The following is a 17,879-nucleotide window of genomic DNA, read 5'->3' as shown; positions in this document are numbered from 1 at the left end:
CAGGAAGCCTCTCGTTCAATCGACTTGACACTGGCGGGGAACGGGTGCGTGGAATCCAAGCTGTTGGAGGCATTGCCGATGCACGGATGCACCGGCAATGCAGCAACATCACTCTGCCGGGCAGGTGAAGCTGTAGAGGTACTTCGACACTTCAGGAGATTCGAGATTGTCCTTCGTAGCGACAACCGAACCGGTCAGAATCTGCTTCTCGACCGGCTTGCCTTCCAGCGCGTTCAGCGCCTGCTCGCCTGCGAACTTGCCCTCGTCATAGGGCTTGAGCACAACCTGCGCGAAGACCTGGCCCTTCTTGAGCTGGTCGATGCCCGGCGGGTTGGCATTGAAGCCGACGATCATCACGTCCTTGCTGCGGCCAGCCGCACGCAGGGCGGCAACGGCGCCTTCCGTGTTGAAGGCCGCGGTCGAGAAGATACCGGCGAGATCCGGATTGGACAGGAGCGTCGCCGAGACGATCTGGTCGGCCTTCTGCACCGAGTTGTTGGAGAACTGTTGCGGCAAGTAATTCTGCCCCGCCGCCTTGATCGCCTCCGCGAACCCCTTCTCGCGGTCATCGGTCGTCGTCACGCCCGGGCTGAGGTTTACGGTCAGCACCGAGCCCTTCTTGTCGCCGAGAACCTTCGCCAGTTCGGCGGCCGCGACCTTGCCCGCCTCGACATTGTCCGAGGAGACCTCGGAGACGGCAATCGACGGGTCTTCCAGAGTCGTATCCACGAGAACCACCTTGATGCCCTGGTCCGCCGCCTTCTTCAGGGGGGTGAACAGCGCCTTGCTGTCGGTGGGTGCGATCACGATCGCGTCCGGTTTCTTGGCGATCATCGCTTCCAGGATCGGGATCTGCGCCGCAGGGTCGAAGGATTTCGGCGCCTGCGTGTCGACGGCTGCACCCCGCGCCTTGGCTGCCGCCTCGATGCCGCATTGGACGGAGCCGTAATAGGCATCGCCGCCGACGCCCGGAATGAAGGCGAGCTTGTATTCGGCGTGCGCGGCCGAAGCCGCGGCAAGGCCTATGACCAGGGTTGCGCCGGACAGCAGTCGATATGTCAGTTTCATACTCTCTCTCCCATTTGAGTTTCGCGCTGCCCGGCCCATTCCGGGCAGACGCAATTGCCGAGAATGGTCAGCGCCTTTGGCTGCGCCCCATCTGATCGAGGTAAACCGCGACGATCAGGACGACGCCGACCATGACGTCGCGCCAGAAGGTGTTGAGGCCCACCATGATAAGTCCGTTTTCGAGGCTCGCCGGAATGAGCACGCCGACCGCCGTAAGGAAGACGCTGGCACGGCCGCCGAACAGGCTGGTGCCACCGATGACGACGGCCGCGATGACGCTGAGATTATCCGTCGCATGGCCGGAAATGGTGGTGGAGCCGTAGCGCGCCAGCGAGAGGATGCCCGCCAGCCCGGCGAGGAAACCAGCCAGCGCATAGACCGAGATGAGGTGGCGGGCGATCGGAATGCCCATCTCGCGCGAGGCGGTGACGTTGGAGCCGATGGCGAGCGTGTGCCGGCCGAAACGGGTCGAGCGCAGCCAGACGCCGCCGACAACGGTCACCAGCGCGGCGATGAGCACCAGCATCGGGACCCCGAGGAAATCGCCAACGCCGACGGTGTCGCCGAGTTCCATCGGCACGTCCTTCAGGTCCTCGCCGGCAATGATCCAGCTCAGCCCTTGCGCGGCTCCCATCGTGCCGAGCGTGGCGACAAGGGCCGGGATCTTCGCCTTGGCGACGAGCAGGCCATTCAGCACGCCCCAGGCGGTGCCTGCAAGGCAGGCGGCCAGAATGCCGACGAGGGATGCTCCCCATCCTTCCGCTCCCATCGCGGCCATGACCTTCGCGGCTATGACGCCGGAAAAGACGAGCACGGCGCCGACGGAAAGGTCCACGCCGCCGGTGGCGATGACGAAGGTCGCGCCTACCGCCATCACCAGAAGGATCGAGGCGGCCATGCCGATGTTGCGGATGTTCGCGCCGGAAACGAAGCTGTCGAAGCGCAGCACCGAGAAGGCGACGAGGATGATCAGCAGGATGACGAGGATGCGCCCGGCGCCGGTCAGGAAACCGCCGAGGGACGAAAGAGGCGTTGCAGTCTGCGTCGTCATTGCTTGGGCTCCTCGGTGGAGATGGCGCCCGTGATCGCGCCGACGATGTTTTCGGTGGTCATGCGGTCGCGCGAAAAGCGCGCCGTGCGGCGGCCGAGCCGGAAGACCTCGACGCGATCGGCGACCGCCATCACGTCCGGGACGTTATGGCTGATGATGATGACGGCACGGCCCGAGGCCTTCACCCGGCCGATGAGCTCCAGTACGGCCCGCGTCTGCGCCACGCCGAGGGCCGCGGTCGGCTCATCCATGATGACGAGTTTGTCGGCCCAGGTGACGGCCCGCACGACGGCGATGCTCTGTCGCTGGCCGCCGGACAGTGTGGCGATCGGCGCGTCGATGCTCTTGAGCTGCACCTGCATGGAGGCGAGCGCATCGCGCGTGCGCTCGCGCATCGTCCTCTTGTCGAGGAAACCGAGGCGGCCGGCAAAACCTTCGCGTTTCAGCTCGCGGCCGAGAAACATGTTCGCGGAGGCATCGAGGTCCGGCGCCATGGCGAGGTCCTGGTAGACGATCTCCATGCCGACGGCCTGTGCCGCCTTGGGTGAATCGAAGCGTATCGGCCTGCCCTCGAAGAGCAGTTCCCCCTCGTCCGGGCGATGCACGCCGCACATGGTCTTGACGAGCGTCGACTTGCCCGCGCCATTGTCGCCCATGAGGGCGACGACCTCGCCGCGGGCGATGGAGAAGCTCGCGCCCCTCAGGGCCTCGATGCCACCGAAACGTTTGACGATATTGCGTGCTTCAAGAAGCGGTGCTCCTGACACGGTCTTCCTCCAATCTGTTCTTACCAATCCGCGATGCTGCCATCGGCGCGGAAAGATTCCGGGATCCACTGGCCTTCGGTCTGGCTCACCAGGAACGTCTCGTCGATGTCCACACCGAGCCCCGGTCCCGCCGGCAGCGCGAGATAGCCGTCCGCATCGACCCGCGGCACGTAGCTGCTGAGCTGCGCGGTCCATTCCACGTTGGTGTGGCGGGTCTCCAGCATGGAGAAGTTCTGCGCATAGGCCGCCAGATTGAGGCTCGCCGCCGCCTGCACCGGCCCGTTGGGATTGTGCGGCGCGAAGTTCACGCCATACATTTCCGCCAGGGCCGCGAGCCGCACCATCTCGCTGATGCCGCCGGCATTGGCGACGTCGGGCTGGATGATGCCGGCCCATTCGTTCTCCAGCACCTCGCGGAATGCCCAGCGCGTGAAAAGCCGTTCGCCGACGGCGATCGGCGTCTTCGATTGCTGCGCCACGCGTTCGAGCGCTGCATTGGATTCGGCCGGCACCGGCTCCTCGATCCAGAGCGGCGCGGTGTGCCGGACGGCGTCCTCGATCACGACGGCGAGCGATGCGCTGGAGCGGCCGTGCATGTCGATTGCATAGTCGAGATCGCTGCCGAGTGCGTCGCGCACCGCCTCACAGCAGGCGACGATCTGCCGGATCGATGCCCGGCCTTCGGTCATCGCCACCGCGGGAAGCGGATAGACCTTGACCGCCTTGAAGCCCATGTCGAGCGCCACCGCGACGCGTTCGCGGAACTCGCCGGGGTCCAGCGAAAGGCCGAGATTGGCATAGGCCTTGACGCGATCGCGCACCGGCCCGCCGAGGAGCGCCGCGACGCTCTTGCCCGCAGCCTTGCCCTTGATGTCCCAGAGCGCCGTGTCGATGCCCGACAGCGCCGATGTCTGGATCGGCCCGCCGCGCCAATAGGCATGGCGATACATGCGTTGCCAGATCCACTCGATCCTTTCGGGATCGGCGCCGACGACCAGTTTTTCCAGATCGCGTACCGCGCCGGCGACGCCGTGCGGCTTAGTCGGCAGGGAGCATTCTCCCCAGCCGAAGAGTCCGGGTTCGTCCGTCTCCACCTTGACGAAGACGAGGTCCGAAATCGGGCTGTAGCACACATAGGGTGTGATTTTCGCGATCTTCATGGCGCGGTTACTCTTTGATCAGTTTCAGGATTTCGACGCAGGCGCCCATATTGTGATAGTCGGGCTCCGGATTGCCGCGCACTGCGCTGGCGATGGAATTGTCTTCGTTGAGCGCCCGGTACCAGCCGCCATGGCGGTGGTCGACGAGGTGGTTCCAGGCGTAGCGCCACAGCCGCTCGTACCAGTCCCAATACGTCCCCTCGCCCGTCCGCACCGCAAGATGCGCCGCCGCCGCGATCGTCTCGGCGTGCACCCATTGCTGCTTGGAACGGTCGTAGAGCGCCTTGTCGGGGCCATAGGAATAGAACATGCCGCCCCGCTCGCCGTCCCAGGAGAGCGCCATCGCCCTGTCGAAGAGCGAGCGGGCGCGCGGCAGGTGCCAGTCCATCGGCCTGTACCGGTCGAGCATCAGCAGGAGCTTCGCCCATTCCGTCTGGTGTCCTGCGAGGAAACCCCAGGGCCGGTAGCCGTCGCTGTGGTCATCCTTGTTATAGTCGAGGTCGATCGACCAGTCGGCGCGGTAGTGTTCCCAGACCTGGTCGAGCGGGGAAAGGCCGGCAAGGCGGAGGGAAACGGCGGCGGCGATCGTCTCGGCGCGGTCGATGTACCAGTGCTCGCCCGTCGCCTCATAGGCCGCGATCATCGCCTCGCAGGCATGCATGTTGGCGTTCTGGCCGCGATAGGATGCAATGCCGCTGAAGGTCGCGTCGGCCTGGTCGGCGTAAAGGCGGTTTCCGGCGTCGAAGAGATGCGTCTCCATGGTCTCGACGATCTCCGAGAGCCAGGATTTCGCCTCGGGAAAGCCGGCCTTGATCGCCATCGCATGGGCGAGGATGACGAAGGAAAGCCCGTAGGTGATGTTGGACGCATCTTCCTCGCTGCGCCGGCCGCCCTCGAAGCGGAAGGTCCAGCGATAGCCCCTCGTTGCCGGCACCCGGTGCTGCGAAACCAGGAAGTCGAGCGCATGGCGCGCGCCATCGCGATAATCGGCGCGGCCGAATTCCAGATAGGCGTTCACCTCGTTGAAGAGGAAGCGGCAGGTATGCACGAGCGAGCGCGCGTGGCGGTCGAGCACTGTGCCGTCGGCGCCGAATGTCGTGAAGAAACCGCCGGCCGGATCGAGGCCGCGCGGATGGTAGAAGTCCATGGTCTTCTGCAGATGCTCGAGCAGGAAGGCGCGGGAGCGGAAATTCGGCAAATCGGTCATCGGCCTCTCCTCAGAATCCGAGCTTGGCGAGAAGGCCGCCATCGGCGACGAAGTCGGCGCCGGTCACGTAGCTGGCGCGGTCGCTGGCGAGAAACGCGATGACCTCGGCCATCTCCGAAGCCTGACCGATGCGACGGACCGGCACCTTCTGGCCCCACTCGGCATAGACGGCGTCGAGACTGGCGCCGCCGCCGAACTTTTCAGCAGCCACGCGCAGCAGCGGCGTATCGATCGGGCCGGGACTAACCGTATTGGCGCGGATGTTTTCCGGCCCGTAGTCCATCGCGAGCGAGCGGGTGAAAGCGAGGAGCGCGCCCTTGCTGGTGGCATAGGCCGCAAGATTCGGCACGGTGGACGAGCCCTGATTGGAAGCGACATTGACGATGGCTCCGCCGCCGCGCCGGCGCAGATAGTCGATGCCGTGATGGGCGACGAGGTAAGCGCTCTTTACGTTGACGGCCATGACGCGGTCCCAGGTCGGCTCGTCCGTCGTTTCCGCGGTACCGTAGGGATGAATGGCTGCCGAGCAGATCAGCACGTCGATGCCGCCGAATTGTTCAGCCGTGCGCGCCAGCGCTGCGGCGACATCCTTGCCGACCGATCCATCCCCCATGAAAGCAGCCATGCCGGCCGCAAGCACATCGAGTTTGGCATCTACGCCATCTGCGGATCGTGCGGCACCAAAAATCGAAACAGCCGCGCCGCGGGCGTGCAGCAGATTGGCTACCGCCCGGCCGATCCCGGTCGTTCCGCCCATCACGAAAGCCACTTTTCCTTGAAATTCCCGCATTTGATCCTCCTTGACAGCAGTGTGTTAACATATGGAGCACTAGTATACAAGTAGCCTAGACCGACTTGTGTACGTACCGGCCACTGAGTATATTAGGCTGAGATATCGAGAAAATATCGGGGAACAGGAAACTCATGGCTTTCAAGAACAACTCTTCGCGGGAGCCGATCGCCGGAAAGGCCTATGCCTCGATCAAGCGTCGCATACTCGACCTGACGTTGGCACCGGGAGAAGTTCTCTCCGAACAGCGCCTCGCCGCGGAATTCGGGCTAAGCCGCACGCCGGTGCGGGAAGCGTTCAAGCGGCTCGAGAACGAAGGCCTGGTAGATGTCGTCCCTCAACAGGGGACCTTCGTGTCGCCGATCCGGCGTGAACTCGTCATGGACGCGCAGTTTGCACGGGCATCGCTGGAATGCGCGCTGGTGCGGCTGGCAAGCCAGAAGCGCACCGAGCATGACGTCATCCTGCTTCTTGAGAATCTGGCAGCCCAGGAGCGCGTTGCCTCGCGCGGAGATTTCGATGCCTTGTTCAAATTGGATGAGGAGATGCACGAGGCGATCGCCGCCGCCGCCGGACGCCCAAATATCTGGCCTTTGATCAGCGACATCAAGATTCATATGGATCGTGCAAGAAAGCTGACGCTAAGACCGGGTCATATTCCGACCCTGCTGAAGCAGCACAAGGCAATTCTGGACGGCATCAGCGCGGGAAATCCAGACGGCGCAGAAGCCGCCATGAATGAACACCTTGGATTCATCGTGGAACATTTCGACGACTTTATCGCCGCGAACCCAACATTTGTACGAGATGTCGTCAGGAATTTTGACTGATTTGCTCTTGAAAGGATGTGAACCCACAACCCCATCATTGCCACATTGAATCAGCGGTTGATTTCCGAAACGTGCAAGCTTCAGATCGGCAAACTGTTAAGTTGAGGCCGACAACCGACTTCATTCTCGCTAGATTGAGGTAGAGTGTATCGGCCGCGAGAGCCTATCAGGCGTTCCTGCCTTTCTCGACGTCGATCGCACTCCCCATTATGCGCAGATCGCATATGTCCCACTTGGCGTGGAAAAGCGCCTCTCGCGTTGGCTTTGATGTGCCAGAATCGCTCGTTGGAAGGTTACCCTCTTATCAGTCCCGCTGGAATGGGACCCGCATTCATTTCAGTCGGCGTTGACGGAAATTGATCTGAACGGCCGCTTTCAAATCGCACATGGGGAGCCACTCCGGCAAGGGAGGCGCCGGAGTGGCTTTGCTCAGAACAGTGCCGCGACCTTGTCGGCGATGGCATGTCCGAGCTTGACGTTGGTCTCGGCGGAGAAATGGATGCCGTCGATGCCGTCGGTGGTCACATGGTCGCCGGCGGCGAGGAACTCGACCTTCATGAAATCGGCGAGCGCCTTGTAGAAACCGGCGAGCTGCTTCGACTTTTCGTAGCCGCCGCCGAACATGCCCTCGAACCACGGGTCGGGCATCGGGGCGAGCGGCGGCGGGGCGACGACCAGCACCTTCGGCGCCGGATAAGGCGTGCCGACGCCGCCGGCCGAGGTGAGCACCTGGCCGACCAGCTTACCCATGCCGTTGGCGATCTCGTAGGGCGTCCTGCGGAAATAGGACTTCGTGTCGTTGGTGCCGAGCATGAGGATGACGAGGTCGAGCGGCAGGTGGCTGGCGAGCGCTGCGGGCAGGTAGGCGCTGCCGTTCAGCCGCGGGTCGTTCGGATCATCGAGGCTGGTGGTGCGGGCGCTGAGGCCCTCCTCGACGACATGGTAGCCCGCGCCGAGCCGCGCGGCCATGGCGCCAGTCCAGCGCTGCTCGTAGGGGTAGCGCAGCGTGGGCGCGGCTTCTTTCACCGGGATCCAGCCCCAAGTCAGGGAATCCCCGAAACATAAGATTGAGCGCTTTTCGGCCATTGATGTCCTCCTTGAATGGCTTTGGTTTTCACTTGCCGGCGCGAAGGCCGTAGAAGATGGCCGCGAACAGGATGATCAGGCCCTGGGCGACGAGCTTTCCCGCATCGCCGACGCCGAACATCGTCATCACGACGAAGAGGAAGGCGAAGCAGAGCACCCCAAAGAACGGCCCCCAGACACCCCCCTCGCCCCGCCCGAAGACGACGCCGCCGAGAATGGTGGCGGCGACAGACAGGATCGGCAGGTCGAGCCCGACGCGCACACTGCCGACGGCAATGGACGCGGTTTGAACGAGCGCGGCCACGGCCGCCATCAGCCCCGCCAGCGTGTGGGCGAGGATGACCGTGCGCTCCACCGGCACGCCGGAGAAGTGCGCGGCCGGCATGCTCTCCCCGACTGCGGCGATAAAGCGGCCGAAGACGGTCTGCGACAGCAGCAGCGCCATGAGTGCGGTGAGCGCGATCCAGAAGAGGACGGGGCTCGGCACGCCGATGAAGCGGGTGTTGAAGAGATCGGCGAAGATCTTCGGCACGTCGCCCGGCGGCTTGCCGCTCGACAAATACTGCACGAAGCCGATGAGCACGATGGATAGCGCCAGCGTGACGATGACGGCGGAGACTCGGCGCTTGGCTACCATCACGCCGTTGAAGAACCCGATGGCAAAGCCGATCGCCAGCGCCATGACGATGTAGAAGCCGAGCGAGGCGCCGGGGAACACGCCGGACGAAATGCAATAGTTGATGAGCAGGATGACCCCGCCGCCCGACAGGTCGATCGATTTCACCCGCATCACCAGCAACTGACCGAGCACGAGGATGCCGAGCGGTACGACCTGGCGCACGAAGACGCCGAGCACGTTGGCGTTCAGCATCTGCGGGCGCACGAGGAAGAGGATCGCCAGCAGCACGACGAGGAGGTAGTAGGACGGCGGAAGCCGGGAGATACGCCGGAAGAGGGGCGAATTGACGAGAGCCGACATGGTCAGAGTCCGATCTTCTTGCGCGACTGGAGCGCGACGACGGCCATGAGCAGGATGCCCTTGATCGCCGTCTGCACGAATGGCGTGACGTTGAGCAGGTTCATGCCGTTGGACAACAGCGCCAGCACCGCGACGCCGATCACCGTGCCGTGCAAGCTGCCGACGCCGCCGGAAAGCTGCGTGCCGCCGATGGCGACGGCGGTGATAGCGTCGAGCTCCATCAGGAGGCCGACATTCGGATCACCGGAGACGATGCGGCCAGCCAGGAACACACCAGCAAGTGCGGCGAAGAGCGCGCAGATCACATACGCGAGCAGAATGTTGCGGCTCGCCGGGATGCCGAAATTGCGCGCCGCATCGTCCGAGCCGGACGCGACGCCGCCGCCGATGGCGAAGAGATGCAGGCCGTAGCGCGAGCCGTAGAGCAACTTCCAAGCGGCAAGTAGCGTGACGATGCCCCAGAAGAGCGGTAGCGGCAGGCCGAAAAGCGCACCTTCCACCAGCCAGCGCACCCCGTCCGGCACCGTGCCGCCGGAGACCGGACGCAGCACGCGGGTGATACCGAGCACGACATACTGCATGGAGAGCGTCGCGACGATCGGATGCACGTTGAGCCTGGTGACGCACCAGCCGTTCGTGGCGCCGATCAGGGCCGCGAGCAGGAAGACGCCGGGCGCGGTAACGTAGCCCGGCAGATCGAGCGCGAGGATCGCCGTCGTGAAGCTGACGACGGAGCCGATCGACAGGTCGAGTCCGCCGACGAGGACGACGAATGTCTGTCCGACCGCCGTGATGAGCAACGGCATGCCCTGCGCGACGAGATTGGCAAGGTTGCTCCACTGGCCGAACTGGGCGGTGCTGGCGGCCAGCCACACCGTCATCGCGAGCGCGATAAGGAGCGGCAAAAGCCAGAGGCCCTGCCGGCTGCCGCGGCCGGTGAGTAGCCTTGCGAGAGAAAAGGAGAAAGGTGTCATCGGGCGTTCCAGTCCGTCATGCGCTGAGGGCCGCGTCGAGAATGCCGTGCTCGGTGGCGTCGCGCGCCGGCATTTCCGAAACGACGGTGTCGCCGTGGATCACGTAGAGCCGGTCGCACAGTCCGATCAGCTCGACCGTCTCGCGCGACAGCACCAGCACGGCGCCACCTACCTTGGCGAAGTCGCGCAGTATCCGGTAGATCTCGGCCTTGGCGCCGACATCGACGCCGCGCGTCGGCTCCTCGACGAGGAGAAGGTCGGCGTCGGTGGCAAGGTAGCGGCCGAGCAGTACCTTCTGCTGGTTGCCGCCCGAGAGCGCGCCGACGACTGCGAACGGCCCCGCCGCCTTGACGTTCAGCCGGCGCATTGTCTCGGCGACGAGCGCGCTGTAGCGTTTCGCCGCCGCCAGCGCGGGCCGGCCGGCGTACAGGGCTGCAACAATGTTCTGTCCAACGGAATGGCCGAGGAAAAGGCCCTCGTCCTTGCGGTCCTCCGGCACGAAGGCGCCGCCAAGCGCCTGCCAGCGCCGCACACCGCTCTCCTTGGCCAAGGGAAGCCGGATGGTCCTGCCGCGGCGCGAGGCCGTGCCCTCGACAGGGGCGAACTGGCCGACCAGCGCGCGTAGCGCCTTCTGCTGGCCCTGCCCCTCCAGCCCGGCGAAACCGACGATCTCGCCCCTCTTCACCGTGAAGGAGAAAGGTTGGGAATCCGCCTCCAGCTTGAGGCCCGACACCGAGAGCGCCGCTTCCCCCTGTCCCTCGCCGCGCTCGGGAAAGAGGTCTTCCAGCTCGCGGCCGACCATCATGGCGATCAGCGAGGCCGGCGTCATCTCAGAAAGTGGCCGTGTGCCGACGAGCCTGCCGTCCTTCAGCACCGTCACCACGTCGCAGATGGCGAATATCTCGTCCATGCGGTGGGAGATGTAGACTATGGCCTTGCCGGCCTCGCGCAACGCGCGGATATGCCGGTTGAGGATCTCGACGTCAGCGGCGTTCAATGCCGCGGTCGGCTCGTCGAGGATGAAGACGTCGGCGTCCGCATCAATGCCGTGGGCGATCTCGACGAACTGGCGCTCGGCGATAGACAGCTCGGAGACTAGCATGTCGGGATCGAGTGTCAGGCCGAGACGGGCGAGCGCGCCCCTCGTCTCCTCACACATGCGTCGTCGGTCGATGCCGCCGAGGCGCCCGGCAGGCTCGCGGCCGAGGAACATGTTCTCCGCGATGGTCATGTTGGGCAGGAGGGAGAGTTCCTGGAAGACCGTCGATATGCCGGCTTCCAGCGCCGCGCGCGGATTGGCGAAGCCGACAGTGCGCCCGGCCTTGCGGATTTCGCCGCCGTCGGGCCGGTGCACGCCCGCGAGGATCTTCATCAGCGTCGACTTGCCCGCGCCGTTCTCGCCCATCAGGGCATGCACGCTTCCCGGCGCCAGCGCGAGCGACACGTCGCGCACCGCGACGCTGCCGCCGAACGCCTTGGAGATGCCGGCCATTTCAATGAGATGCGACATAGATTTTCCCATCCGAATTGCGGGCGGCAGGCATCGACCCGCCGCCCGGCCCGTCCGACTACTGCTTGGCGTAGAACTGCTTGAGCTGTTCCTCAGACAGTTCCGATGGCCACCAGACATTGGCCGACAGGTCGTCGCGGTAGTATTTCTTGGCCTTGTCAATGTCCCAACCCGGCGGGTTGTAGTCGTAGTGCTTATGCAGTGCCTTGCCCTCGAGCAGGGCGACGGCGGCGCGGATGCCGGCCGCGCCCTGGGCGGGACTGTATTCGGACGAGACCGACTTGAAGCCGTCGGCGATCCACTGGCCAAAGAAGCCGTTGTTACCCTCGCCGGTGATCGGCGGGATCGGCGCGCCGAACTGCTTGAAGACGTCGACGCAGGCGCGCGTCATGTCCGCGCCAGACGACCAGATGCCGTCGACACTCGGATCGTTTAGGTAAAGCGTCTCACAGACCTTCTTGGCCTTGTCGTACTGCCAGTCGCCATGCTCCTCGGCGGCGATCTTGATCTCGCTGCCTTCGAGCGCCTGCTTGAGGCCGTTGTAGCGGTTGGTATCCTCCGGATGACCGGCAAGGCCGCGCAGCACCCAGATGTTGCCCTTGCCGCCCAGCTCTTTGACGAGGAAGTCGCCCATGACCTTGCCGAAATGCTCGGCGCCGCCCTGGATCTCCGTCGTGTAGGCGTCGGATTCGATGCGGCCGGTGTGCAGCACGACCGGGATGCCCGCCGCGACGGCCTTTTCGATGCTGGCATTGGCGGAGGTGGACGTCACCGGCTGGACGATGATCGCGTCCACCTTCTGGGCGATCAGGTCTTCGATGTCGGCGACCTGCTTCTTCTGGTCGAAGCCGGCGTCGAGCAGGATGAACTTGGCGATGCGCTTGTCGCGGTCGGCAGCGGCCTGCGCCTCATGCGCAACCTGCACCGTCCAGGTGTTGGCATTGACGCCGAAGCTGCTCATGCCGATGACCCACGGCGCATCCTTCTTGTATTTGCCCTCTTCCACCGTCGGATTGTTGTCCGCAGGGGTCGTGACGCCCTCGAGCAGCGGCACCTCCTGCGCAAAGCTGTTCGTCGCGAAGACCACGCCGGCCAAAAGAACCGACAGGCCGATTTTCCTGATGATGCTGCTCATACTTCTCCTCCAAAGCAGGCGTCCAACGAGAGGGAAGATTCGTCGAAAGGCATGCAGCATCGCCAGCCCGCGACGCATGTCCGGTGCTCGTGCACAGCCTTTGAAACGACCTGAAACTCTCCTCCGAGCATCACAAAAGCACTGGCGCTTTTGCCTGTCAATAGTTATTCAGACTGAATGAATAATAGGTCATCCTTGCAAATTGCCCATCCGGATGCGAAGTCTGAACCCGAAAAGCGGGCATGCGGCCCGGTGGAGGAGACAGTGACGCGGACCGTTCTATGCTTCGGGGATTCCAACACGCACGGCCAGATTCCGGGCCGCGGGCCGCTTGAACGCTATGCCCGCGGGCAGCGCTGGGGCGGCGTGCTGGAAAGCCTGCTCGGGCCCGGCTGGCAGGTGATCGAGGAAGGCCTGAGCGGGCGCACGACCGTGCATGACGACCCGATCGAGGGCGCGCTAAAAAACGGTCGCACCTATCTGCGCCCCTGCCTGCAAAGCCACACGCCGCTTGACCTCATCATCATCATGCTCGGCACCAACGACCTGAAGCGGCGCTTCAACATGCCGCCGTCGGAGGTCGCCATGGGCATCGGCTGCCTCGTGCACGATATCCGTGAACTCTCGCCGGGACCGGCCGGCCACGACCCGGAAATCATGATCGTCGCCCCGCCGCCGATGCTCGACGACCTGCGTGAATGGGAATCGATCTTTTCCGGCGCGCAGGAAAAATCCCGCAAGTTGGCGCTGGAATTCGAGATCATGGCGGATTCGCTGGAGGCGCATTTTTTCGATGCCGGCACGGTCTGCCAATGCTCGCCGGCCGATGGCTTCCATATCGACGAGGCAGCGCACCGCCAGCTCGGCGAAGCGCTGGCACAGGAAGTTCTGGCCATCGGGTGGGCCGATGCATAAGCCCTGCCCCCTGATCATCGTCCTTTCCGGGAAGGAGCGCGCCCTTGCCTGATATGCGTTTCGCGCCACCCAATCCGCTCCGCATCGCCGACCGTGCCAGCGGCCTCAATTCGCTGAGCGTGCGCAGCCACAACGAGCGGCTGGTGCTCTCACTGCTTCTGCAGAACGAGGCGACGACCCGGCTAGAAATCGGCGAGAAAACCGGCCTCTCGGCACAGACGATTTCCGTCATCGTGCGCTCGCTCGAACAGGAGGGCCTCGTCGTGCGCGGCGAGGCGCAGAAGGGCCGTGTCGGGCCGCCTACGACACCGCTGATGCTGAATTCGGAGGGTGCCTATTCCGTCGGCGTCAGCGTCGGCTACCGCAACACCCATATCGTCGTGGTCGATTTCATCGGCACGGTGCAGCACCAGCGCGTTATGCCGCACAAAACAGCCGACACATTCGATGCGCCTGAGGCGCTGGCGCTTGAAATCCACGAGGCCATTGCCGGCCTTTCGGAAAGCCGCCAGGCTCGTGTTGCCGGCGTCGGCCTTGCGCTGCCGACCCCGCCGATCCGCTCCGGTCCGGATCATGACGTGCTGCACCACTATCTGGAAACCGAGCTCGGCCTTCCTGTTTTCGTGCAGAACGACATCACGGCCGCAGCCGGCGGCGAAAGCCTGTTCGGCGCGGCGCGGCAATTACAGGACTACCTGTTCTTCTATCTCGGCGCCCGCCTGCATGGCCGCCTTGTGCTCAATCATCAGATTTACAATGGCAATTCCCCACTGAGCTACGATGTCGGCGTGCTTGCGCTGGAGCGCGTCCTGCCTGCAGGCGCGGCGGTGGCCGAGAAGCTCTGGGGTCAGGATCCCGCATGGCCAGCCATCGGGCCGGCGCTTGCCGACTGGCAACAGGCCTGCGCCGAAAGGCTCGTCAAGTCGACGCAGTCGCTATTGCAATTCATCGAACTCAAAACGATCGTTCTCTCGTCTTTCGTGCCTGCCGATATCTGTGCGGCGCTTTGCGCGCTCATCCGACAAGAAATCCCCTCGGTGAATGCTGTCGTCGGCAGGGCATCCGCAGCCCCGAAAGCCGTCGGTGCAGCAAGCCTACCGTTTAGCTCGCGCTTCATGGTCCAGTAGCGGATACGCGTTTGACTTTTCCGTCTTGCCAACAATCGATTTCGCCGAATGGTATTTTTTGCTCTTGAAGATATTTGAACATACGATGCTCGTGTTGCAACAGCTCCCGCATCAAATTACGGCCCAGTACCCTACCGGCGCTCGTTCCGTTTTAGAGCCCTAGTTGAACTTAAATCGGTTCATTTGCTATCCTTTCGAACGTTAGCTTTTCCCAACGTCGGCATTAACAAGTTAAAGAGTTCAGCTTGTGAAGAAATGCCACATCGGCTGTAGAGCTGCTTTCGAAACACCTTTACGGTTTCGGTGCTCACCCGGAGCTGCAAGCCGATGGAGGGCGAGGAATGCCCTTGCAAAATCAGGAGAGCGACCTCTGCCTGACGGGTGCTAATGGAAACCCCATAATTGCTTCTTAGTTCCTGGCGAAGGCTATCGGCTAAGGACGTCGCGCGAGAAATGTTAAAGTGTGGTGCATCGAGCGCATTCCAATGCGCCCTGAGGACCGCCATGATAACCGCATCGTGTTTTCGAAGGCTCACCTCAGCCTTTTGCGAGAAATTTGTTCCCGAGGACGAATCCTTACCCATTGAGATCGTGATAGTCGCGTTCCGGGAGACGGGGAGGATTACGGAGATCTCATCACAAATACCGATCCGCCCATAGTACCATTTGTAATAACGGCTGCTCCGGAATTGATCCGGTGCCACATCCAGCAGTCGGTAGAGCCCGGCATCTCCGCGCCTCAGATGAAAATGATAGACCGGGTCCAGGAGATAGGCGCCGGAGAGATATTGATCATCGAGAAGCCGAAACACGTTCGGCCCATAGTGGCGTGTATAGGCGATGTGGGGGACATTGGACCCCACGAATATGACGACAATCACATTGTCGAATTCCATACATTCACGCAGATATTCGCACATCAAGGGATAGAACCGATCCGCGCCAATGGCGTCGATTGCTGCAGCAAGGCTGTCGAGCGCAGAGAATCTCACTACCTATACCCCCATGGGGTTATATGCCCCTCCAAAGGATGCCTTAAAGTCAAAAACCATAGATGGAAGGGTTATAAAATCCAAGCTCGGCAATCCGAGGACGTTCGGATCTGACCTCGGTCGGAGGCAATCCCCGCATTCAAGCCCGTATAGACAAGCCTGCACATCCGCTTAAGGCACAGCCAAAAGTGCCAAGCAACGAGGGTAACATAATGAGAAAATCGCTGAACCATTCAGCCATGCCGGTTGCTGGCTATATCGAGCCGTGGAGCGTCAGAGCCGGCGCCTCGACCCGTGCCTATTTTTCCTGCGTCGATCCTCTTGCCTCGTTCCGCATCGTATCTCTTGACAGGGATGAGCAGGAGGTGGCGAATTGGGATCTGCGGATCCATTCGGACACTCCCCAGGTCCGGGATTTTTCGCTGGGCTCCTGGGTCGAACTCCCGGAACTTCCCGCAGTCGATAAGACTGAATGGCAGTTCCGCTTTGAATTCCTTCCAACGAAGAACGGCACCCGGAAAACCATCTGCCATCTCGGCGACCTCAGCGTCTCTATCGATGCGGACGGTCACTTGGAAGTCGGAGCGGCAGATGTCGTCCATGCGCTTGCCAATGTTCCCAATGAACGTTGGTACGAGATCATCGTCTCCGGCTCCTCCACCGGGGTAACGGTTCAGCTACTAGCCTTGCCGCGGCAAGGCGAAATCGGCCGTGCGGAATTTCCTTTCGCGGTTCGCCGTCCCAGCCGTATCTGCATCGGCTCGGATGGGAGTGAAGAGGCAATGTCGTTCAACGGCCGAGTTGGCCGGATATCACTCGACGCGGCCGGCCGGAGCTATTCCTGGCATTTTCCCACCCGCGGGCCAGTGGAGCGCTTGGGCACGGTCGAAGACAGCGACCTTGCGTTGACGATACACAATATGCCTACATTCTGTGTGGCATCCGCGCGGTTTACCTCGGAGGTGCACGACCCAAGGCTGGAGCCTTCGCATTTCGATGCGATCCACCTTCACGACGACGATTTCGGCGGCTTCGACTGGCCGGCCGACCTGGCGATCAACGTGCCCCAAGATACACGATCGGGTGTTTTCGCCCTGGAGGTAACCACGCAGCGCGGCGTTGAGCGCCTGCCGTTCTTTGTCAGGGCGGCGAAGCCGAAGGCAGCGCTCGCGTTCCTCATTCCGACCTCGACCTATCTTGCCTATGCGGACGAACGCCTCCCACCGGTCCGGTATCCCTGGCATGGATCGGATCGCGGGCATTTGTTCTCGATAGACAATGGCTTCCTGTGTCTCTACGACGTGCACAGCGACCTCAGCGGCGTGAGCCTGACATCGGCTCGCCGCCCGCGCGCGACGCTGCGCGACGACTATCACTACCCGCTTTCCGATTGCCCGCATCTGCTGCCGGTCGATCTCCAGCTTCTGAAATTCTATGCGCGGGAAGGCACCGACATCGACGTCGTGACGGATCGCGACCTTCACGATGAAGGATACGAAGCGGTTGCCCCCTATAGGGGGCTGCTGACGGGGAGCCATCCCGAATACTGGTCTTCCGACATGATGAAGGCGCTCGATCGATATCTCGATACCGGGGGCAATCTGGCCTATCTTGGCGGTAACGGCTTCTACTGGGTCGTCGCCTATCAGGGCGAGACCATGGAACTCCGGCGCTTCAAGAGCGACATCTGGACCGGCCGCCCGGGCGAGTCCCACATGTCGATAACGGGGGAGCCGGGTGGAAACTGGGAAGACCGGGGACTGAGGAACCCCCAATCCTACCTGGGCGTAACCTACCTGATCATGAGCTTCGGGCCGAGCCGGCCTTACCATAGACTGAAGGAGAGCTTCTCGTCCGAATATGGCTGGCTCTTCGAAGGTGTATCCCATGGTCCGATTGGAGACAGCGGAACGGTGCTCGGCGGAGCGGCTGGCTATGAGATCGACGCCGTGGTCCGCTCGCAGGAAACACCGGGCAATCTTGTTCGGCTCGCCACGGCGGACGGCTTCGACGACAGTTTCCAGGTTCGGCCTGAGGTATGGCTTGCCGATGGAAGCGTGGAGCGAGAAACACTGCGGCGCGCCGACATGACGATCTACCGCCACGCAGGCGGCGGACAGGTCTTCTGCACGGGCTCGGTGGCATGGATAGGCTCCTTGCCCGAACCGGGTGAAAGCAATGCTGTCGGACAAATCATGAAGAACCTCGCAGAAGGGTTCAGTCGACAAGCCTGTGGGTAGAAGCCTCTTTTCGGATCAAAATACATCGACATCGCCAACAAGAAAGGG

General features: G+C 62.8%; 16 protein-coding genes. 4 read left to right on the top strand and 12 right to left on the bottom strand.

Annotated features, from left to right (window positions below):
- Positions 1-108 precede the first annotated feature (108 nt).
- The 6 genes from ACZ1A1_RS23980 to ACZ1A1_RS23955 form a co-directional block, all read right to left on the bottom strand.
- Positions 109-1,068 carry an ABC transporter substrate-binding protein gene (locus ACZ1A1_RS23980; protein ID WP_463621899.1) on the bottom strand — a complete coding sequence of 320 codons (960 nt, stop codon included), beginning with the start codon at positions 1,066-1,068 and terminating at the stop codon, positions 109-111.
- 67 nt (positions 1,069-1,135) lie between these two features.
- Positions 1,136-2,119, bottom strand: coding sequence for an ABC transporter permease (locus ACZ1A1_RS23975; protein WP_415215016.1), 984 nt, complete (start codon positions 2,117-2,119; stop codon positions 1,136-1,138).
- On the bottom strand, positions 2,116-2,886 hold the full coding sequence (locus ACZ1A1_RS23970) for an ATP-binding cassette domain-containing protein (protein WP_415215015.1): 771 nt from the start codon (positions 2,884-2,886) through the stop codon (positions 2,116-2,118). The genes ACZ1A1_RS23975 and ACZ1A1_RS23970 overlap by 4 nt, the downstream gene beginning before the upstream one ends.
- A gap of 20 nt (positions 2,887-2,906) precedes the next feature.
- A complete protein-coding gene (gene dgoD, locus ACZ1A1_RS23965; RefSeq protein ID WP_463621898.1) occupies positions 2,907-4,046 on the bottom strand; it encodes a galactonate dehydratase in 1,140 nt (379 codons plus the stop codon).
- 7 nt (positions 4,047-4,053) lie between these two features.
- Entirely contained in the window at positions 4,054-5,253 is a 1,200-nt protein-coding gene (locus tag ACZ1A1_RS23960; RefSeq protein ID WP_463621897.1) for an AGE family epimerase/isomerase, read from the bottom strand.
- Between the two features lie 10 nt (positions 5,254-5,263).
- A complete protein-coding gene (locus ACZ1A1_RS23955) occupies positions 5,264-6,043 on the bottom strand; it encodes an SDR family NAD(P)-dependent oxidoreductase (protein ID WP_463621896.1) in 780 nt (259 codons plus the stop codon).
- Positions 6,044-6,177: 134 nt separating this feature from the next.
- On the opposite strand from ACZ1A1_RS23955, the gene ACZ1A1_RS23950 reads away from it, so the two are divergent.
- Complete coding sequence (locus ACZ1A1_RS23950; RefSeq protein WP_463621895.1) at positions 6,178-6,873, top strand: GntR family transcriptional regulator; 696 nt, start codon at positions 6,178-6,180, stop codon at positions 6,871-6,873.
- A gap of 429 nt (positions 6,874-7,302) precedes the next feature.
- Here ACZ1A1_RS23950 and ACZ1A1_RS23945 read toward each other — a convergent pair whose 3' ends face one another.
- From ACZ1A1_RS23945 to ACZ1A1_RS23925, 5 genes are read right to left on the bottom strand one after another with little or no spacing between them, the layout of a single operon-like run.
- A complete protein-coding gene (locus tag ACZ1A1_RS23945; protein WP_463621894.1) occupies positions 7,303-7,959 on the bottom strand; it encodes an SGNH/GDSL hydrolase family protein in 657 nt (218 codons plus the stop codon).
- A gap of 28 nt (positions 7,960-7,987) precedes the next feature.
- Complete coding sequence (locus ACZ1A1_RS23940; protein WP_463621893.1) at positions 7,988-8,938, bottom strand: ABC transporter permease; 951 nt, start codon at positions 8,936-8,938, stop codon at positions 7,988-7,990.
- 2 nt (positions 8,939-8,940) lie between these two features.
- Positions 8,941-9,912, bottom strand: coding sequence for an ABC transporter permease (locus ACZ1A1_RS23935; protein ID WP_463621892.1), 972 nt, complete (start codon positions 9,910-9,912; stop codon positions 8,941-8,943).
- Between the two features lie 16 nt (positions 9,913-9,928).
- Complete coding sequence (locus ACZ1A1_RS23930; protein ID WP_463621891.1) at positions 9,929-11,422, bottom strand: sugar ABC transporter ATP-binding protein; 1,494 nt, start codon at positions 11,420-11,422, stop codon at positions 9,929-9,931.
- 58 nt (positions 11,423-11,480) lie between these two features.
- Positions 11,481-12,557, bottom strand: a complete 1,077-nt coding sequence (locus tag ACZ1A1_RS23925) for a substrate-binding domain-containing protein (protein WP_463621890.1) — start codon at positions 12,555-12,557, stop codon at positions 11,481-11,483.
- A gap of 264 nt (positions 12,558-12,821) precedes the next feature.
- On the opposite strand from ACZ1A1_RS23925, the gene ACZ1A1_RS23920 reads away from it, so the two are divergent.
- Positions 12,822-13,472 (top strand): SGNH/GDSL hydrolase family protein, encoded by a 651-nt coding sequence (locus ACZ1A1_RS23920; RefSeq protein WP_313527643.1) that lies wholly within the window; start codon positions 12,822-12,824, stop codon positions 13,470-13,472.
- 53 nt (positions 13,473-13,525) lie between these two features.
- Entirely contained in the window at positions 13,526-14,599 is a 1,074-nt protein-coding gene (locus tag ACZ1A1_RS23915) for an ROK family transcriptional regulator (protein ID WP_463621901.1), read from the top strand.
- Positions 14,600-14,778: 179 nt separating this feature from the next.
- Here ACZ1A1_RS23915 and ACZ1A1_RS23910 read toward each other — a convergent pair whose 3' ends face one another.
- Complete coding sequence (locus ACZ1A1_RS23910; RefSeq protein WP_463621889.1) at positions 14,779-15,591, bottom strand: helix-turn-helix transcriptional regulator; 813 nt, start codon at positions 15,589-15,591, stop codon at positions 14,779-14,781.
- Between the two features lie 212 nt (positions 15,592-15,803).
- Here ACZ1A1_RS23910 and ACZ1A1_RS23905 point away from each other — a divergent pair, with 212 nt between their 5' ends.
- Positions 15,804-17,831 carry a N,N-dimethylformamidase beta subunit family domain-containing protein gene (locus ACZ1A1_RS23905; RefSeq protein WP_463621888.1) on the top strand — a complete coding sequence of 676 codons (2,028 nt, stop codon included), beginning with the start codon at positions 15,804-15,806 and terminating at the stop codon, positions 17,829-17,831.
- Positions 17,832-17,879: the final 48 nt, after the last annotated feature.

Source organism: Shinella sp. R2-11, from assembly GCF_055330205.1.
The sequence above is the reverse complement of the archived record's forward strand: the minus strand, read 5'-3'. Positions and strand labels throughout refer to the sequence as shown.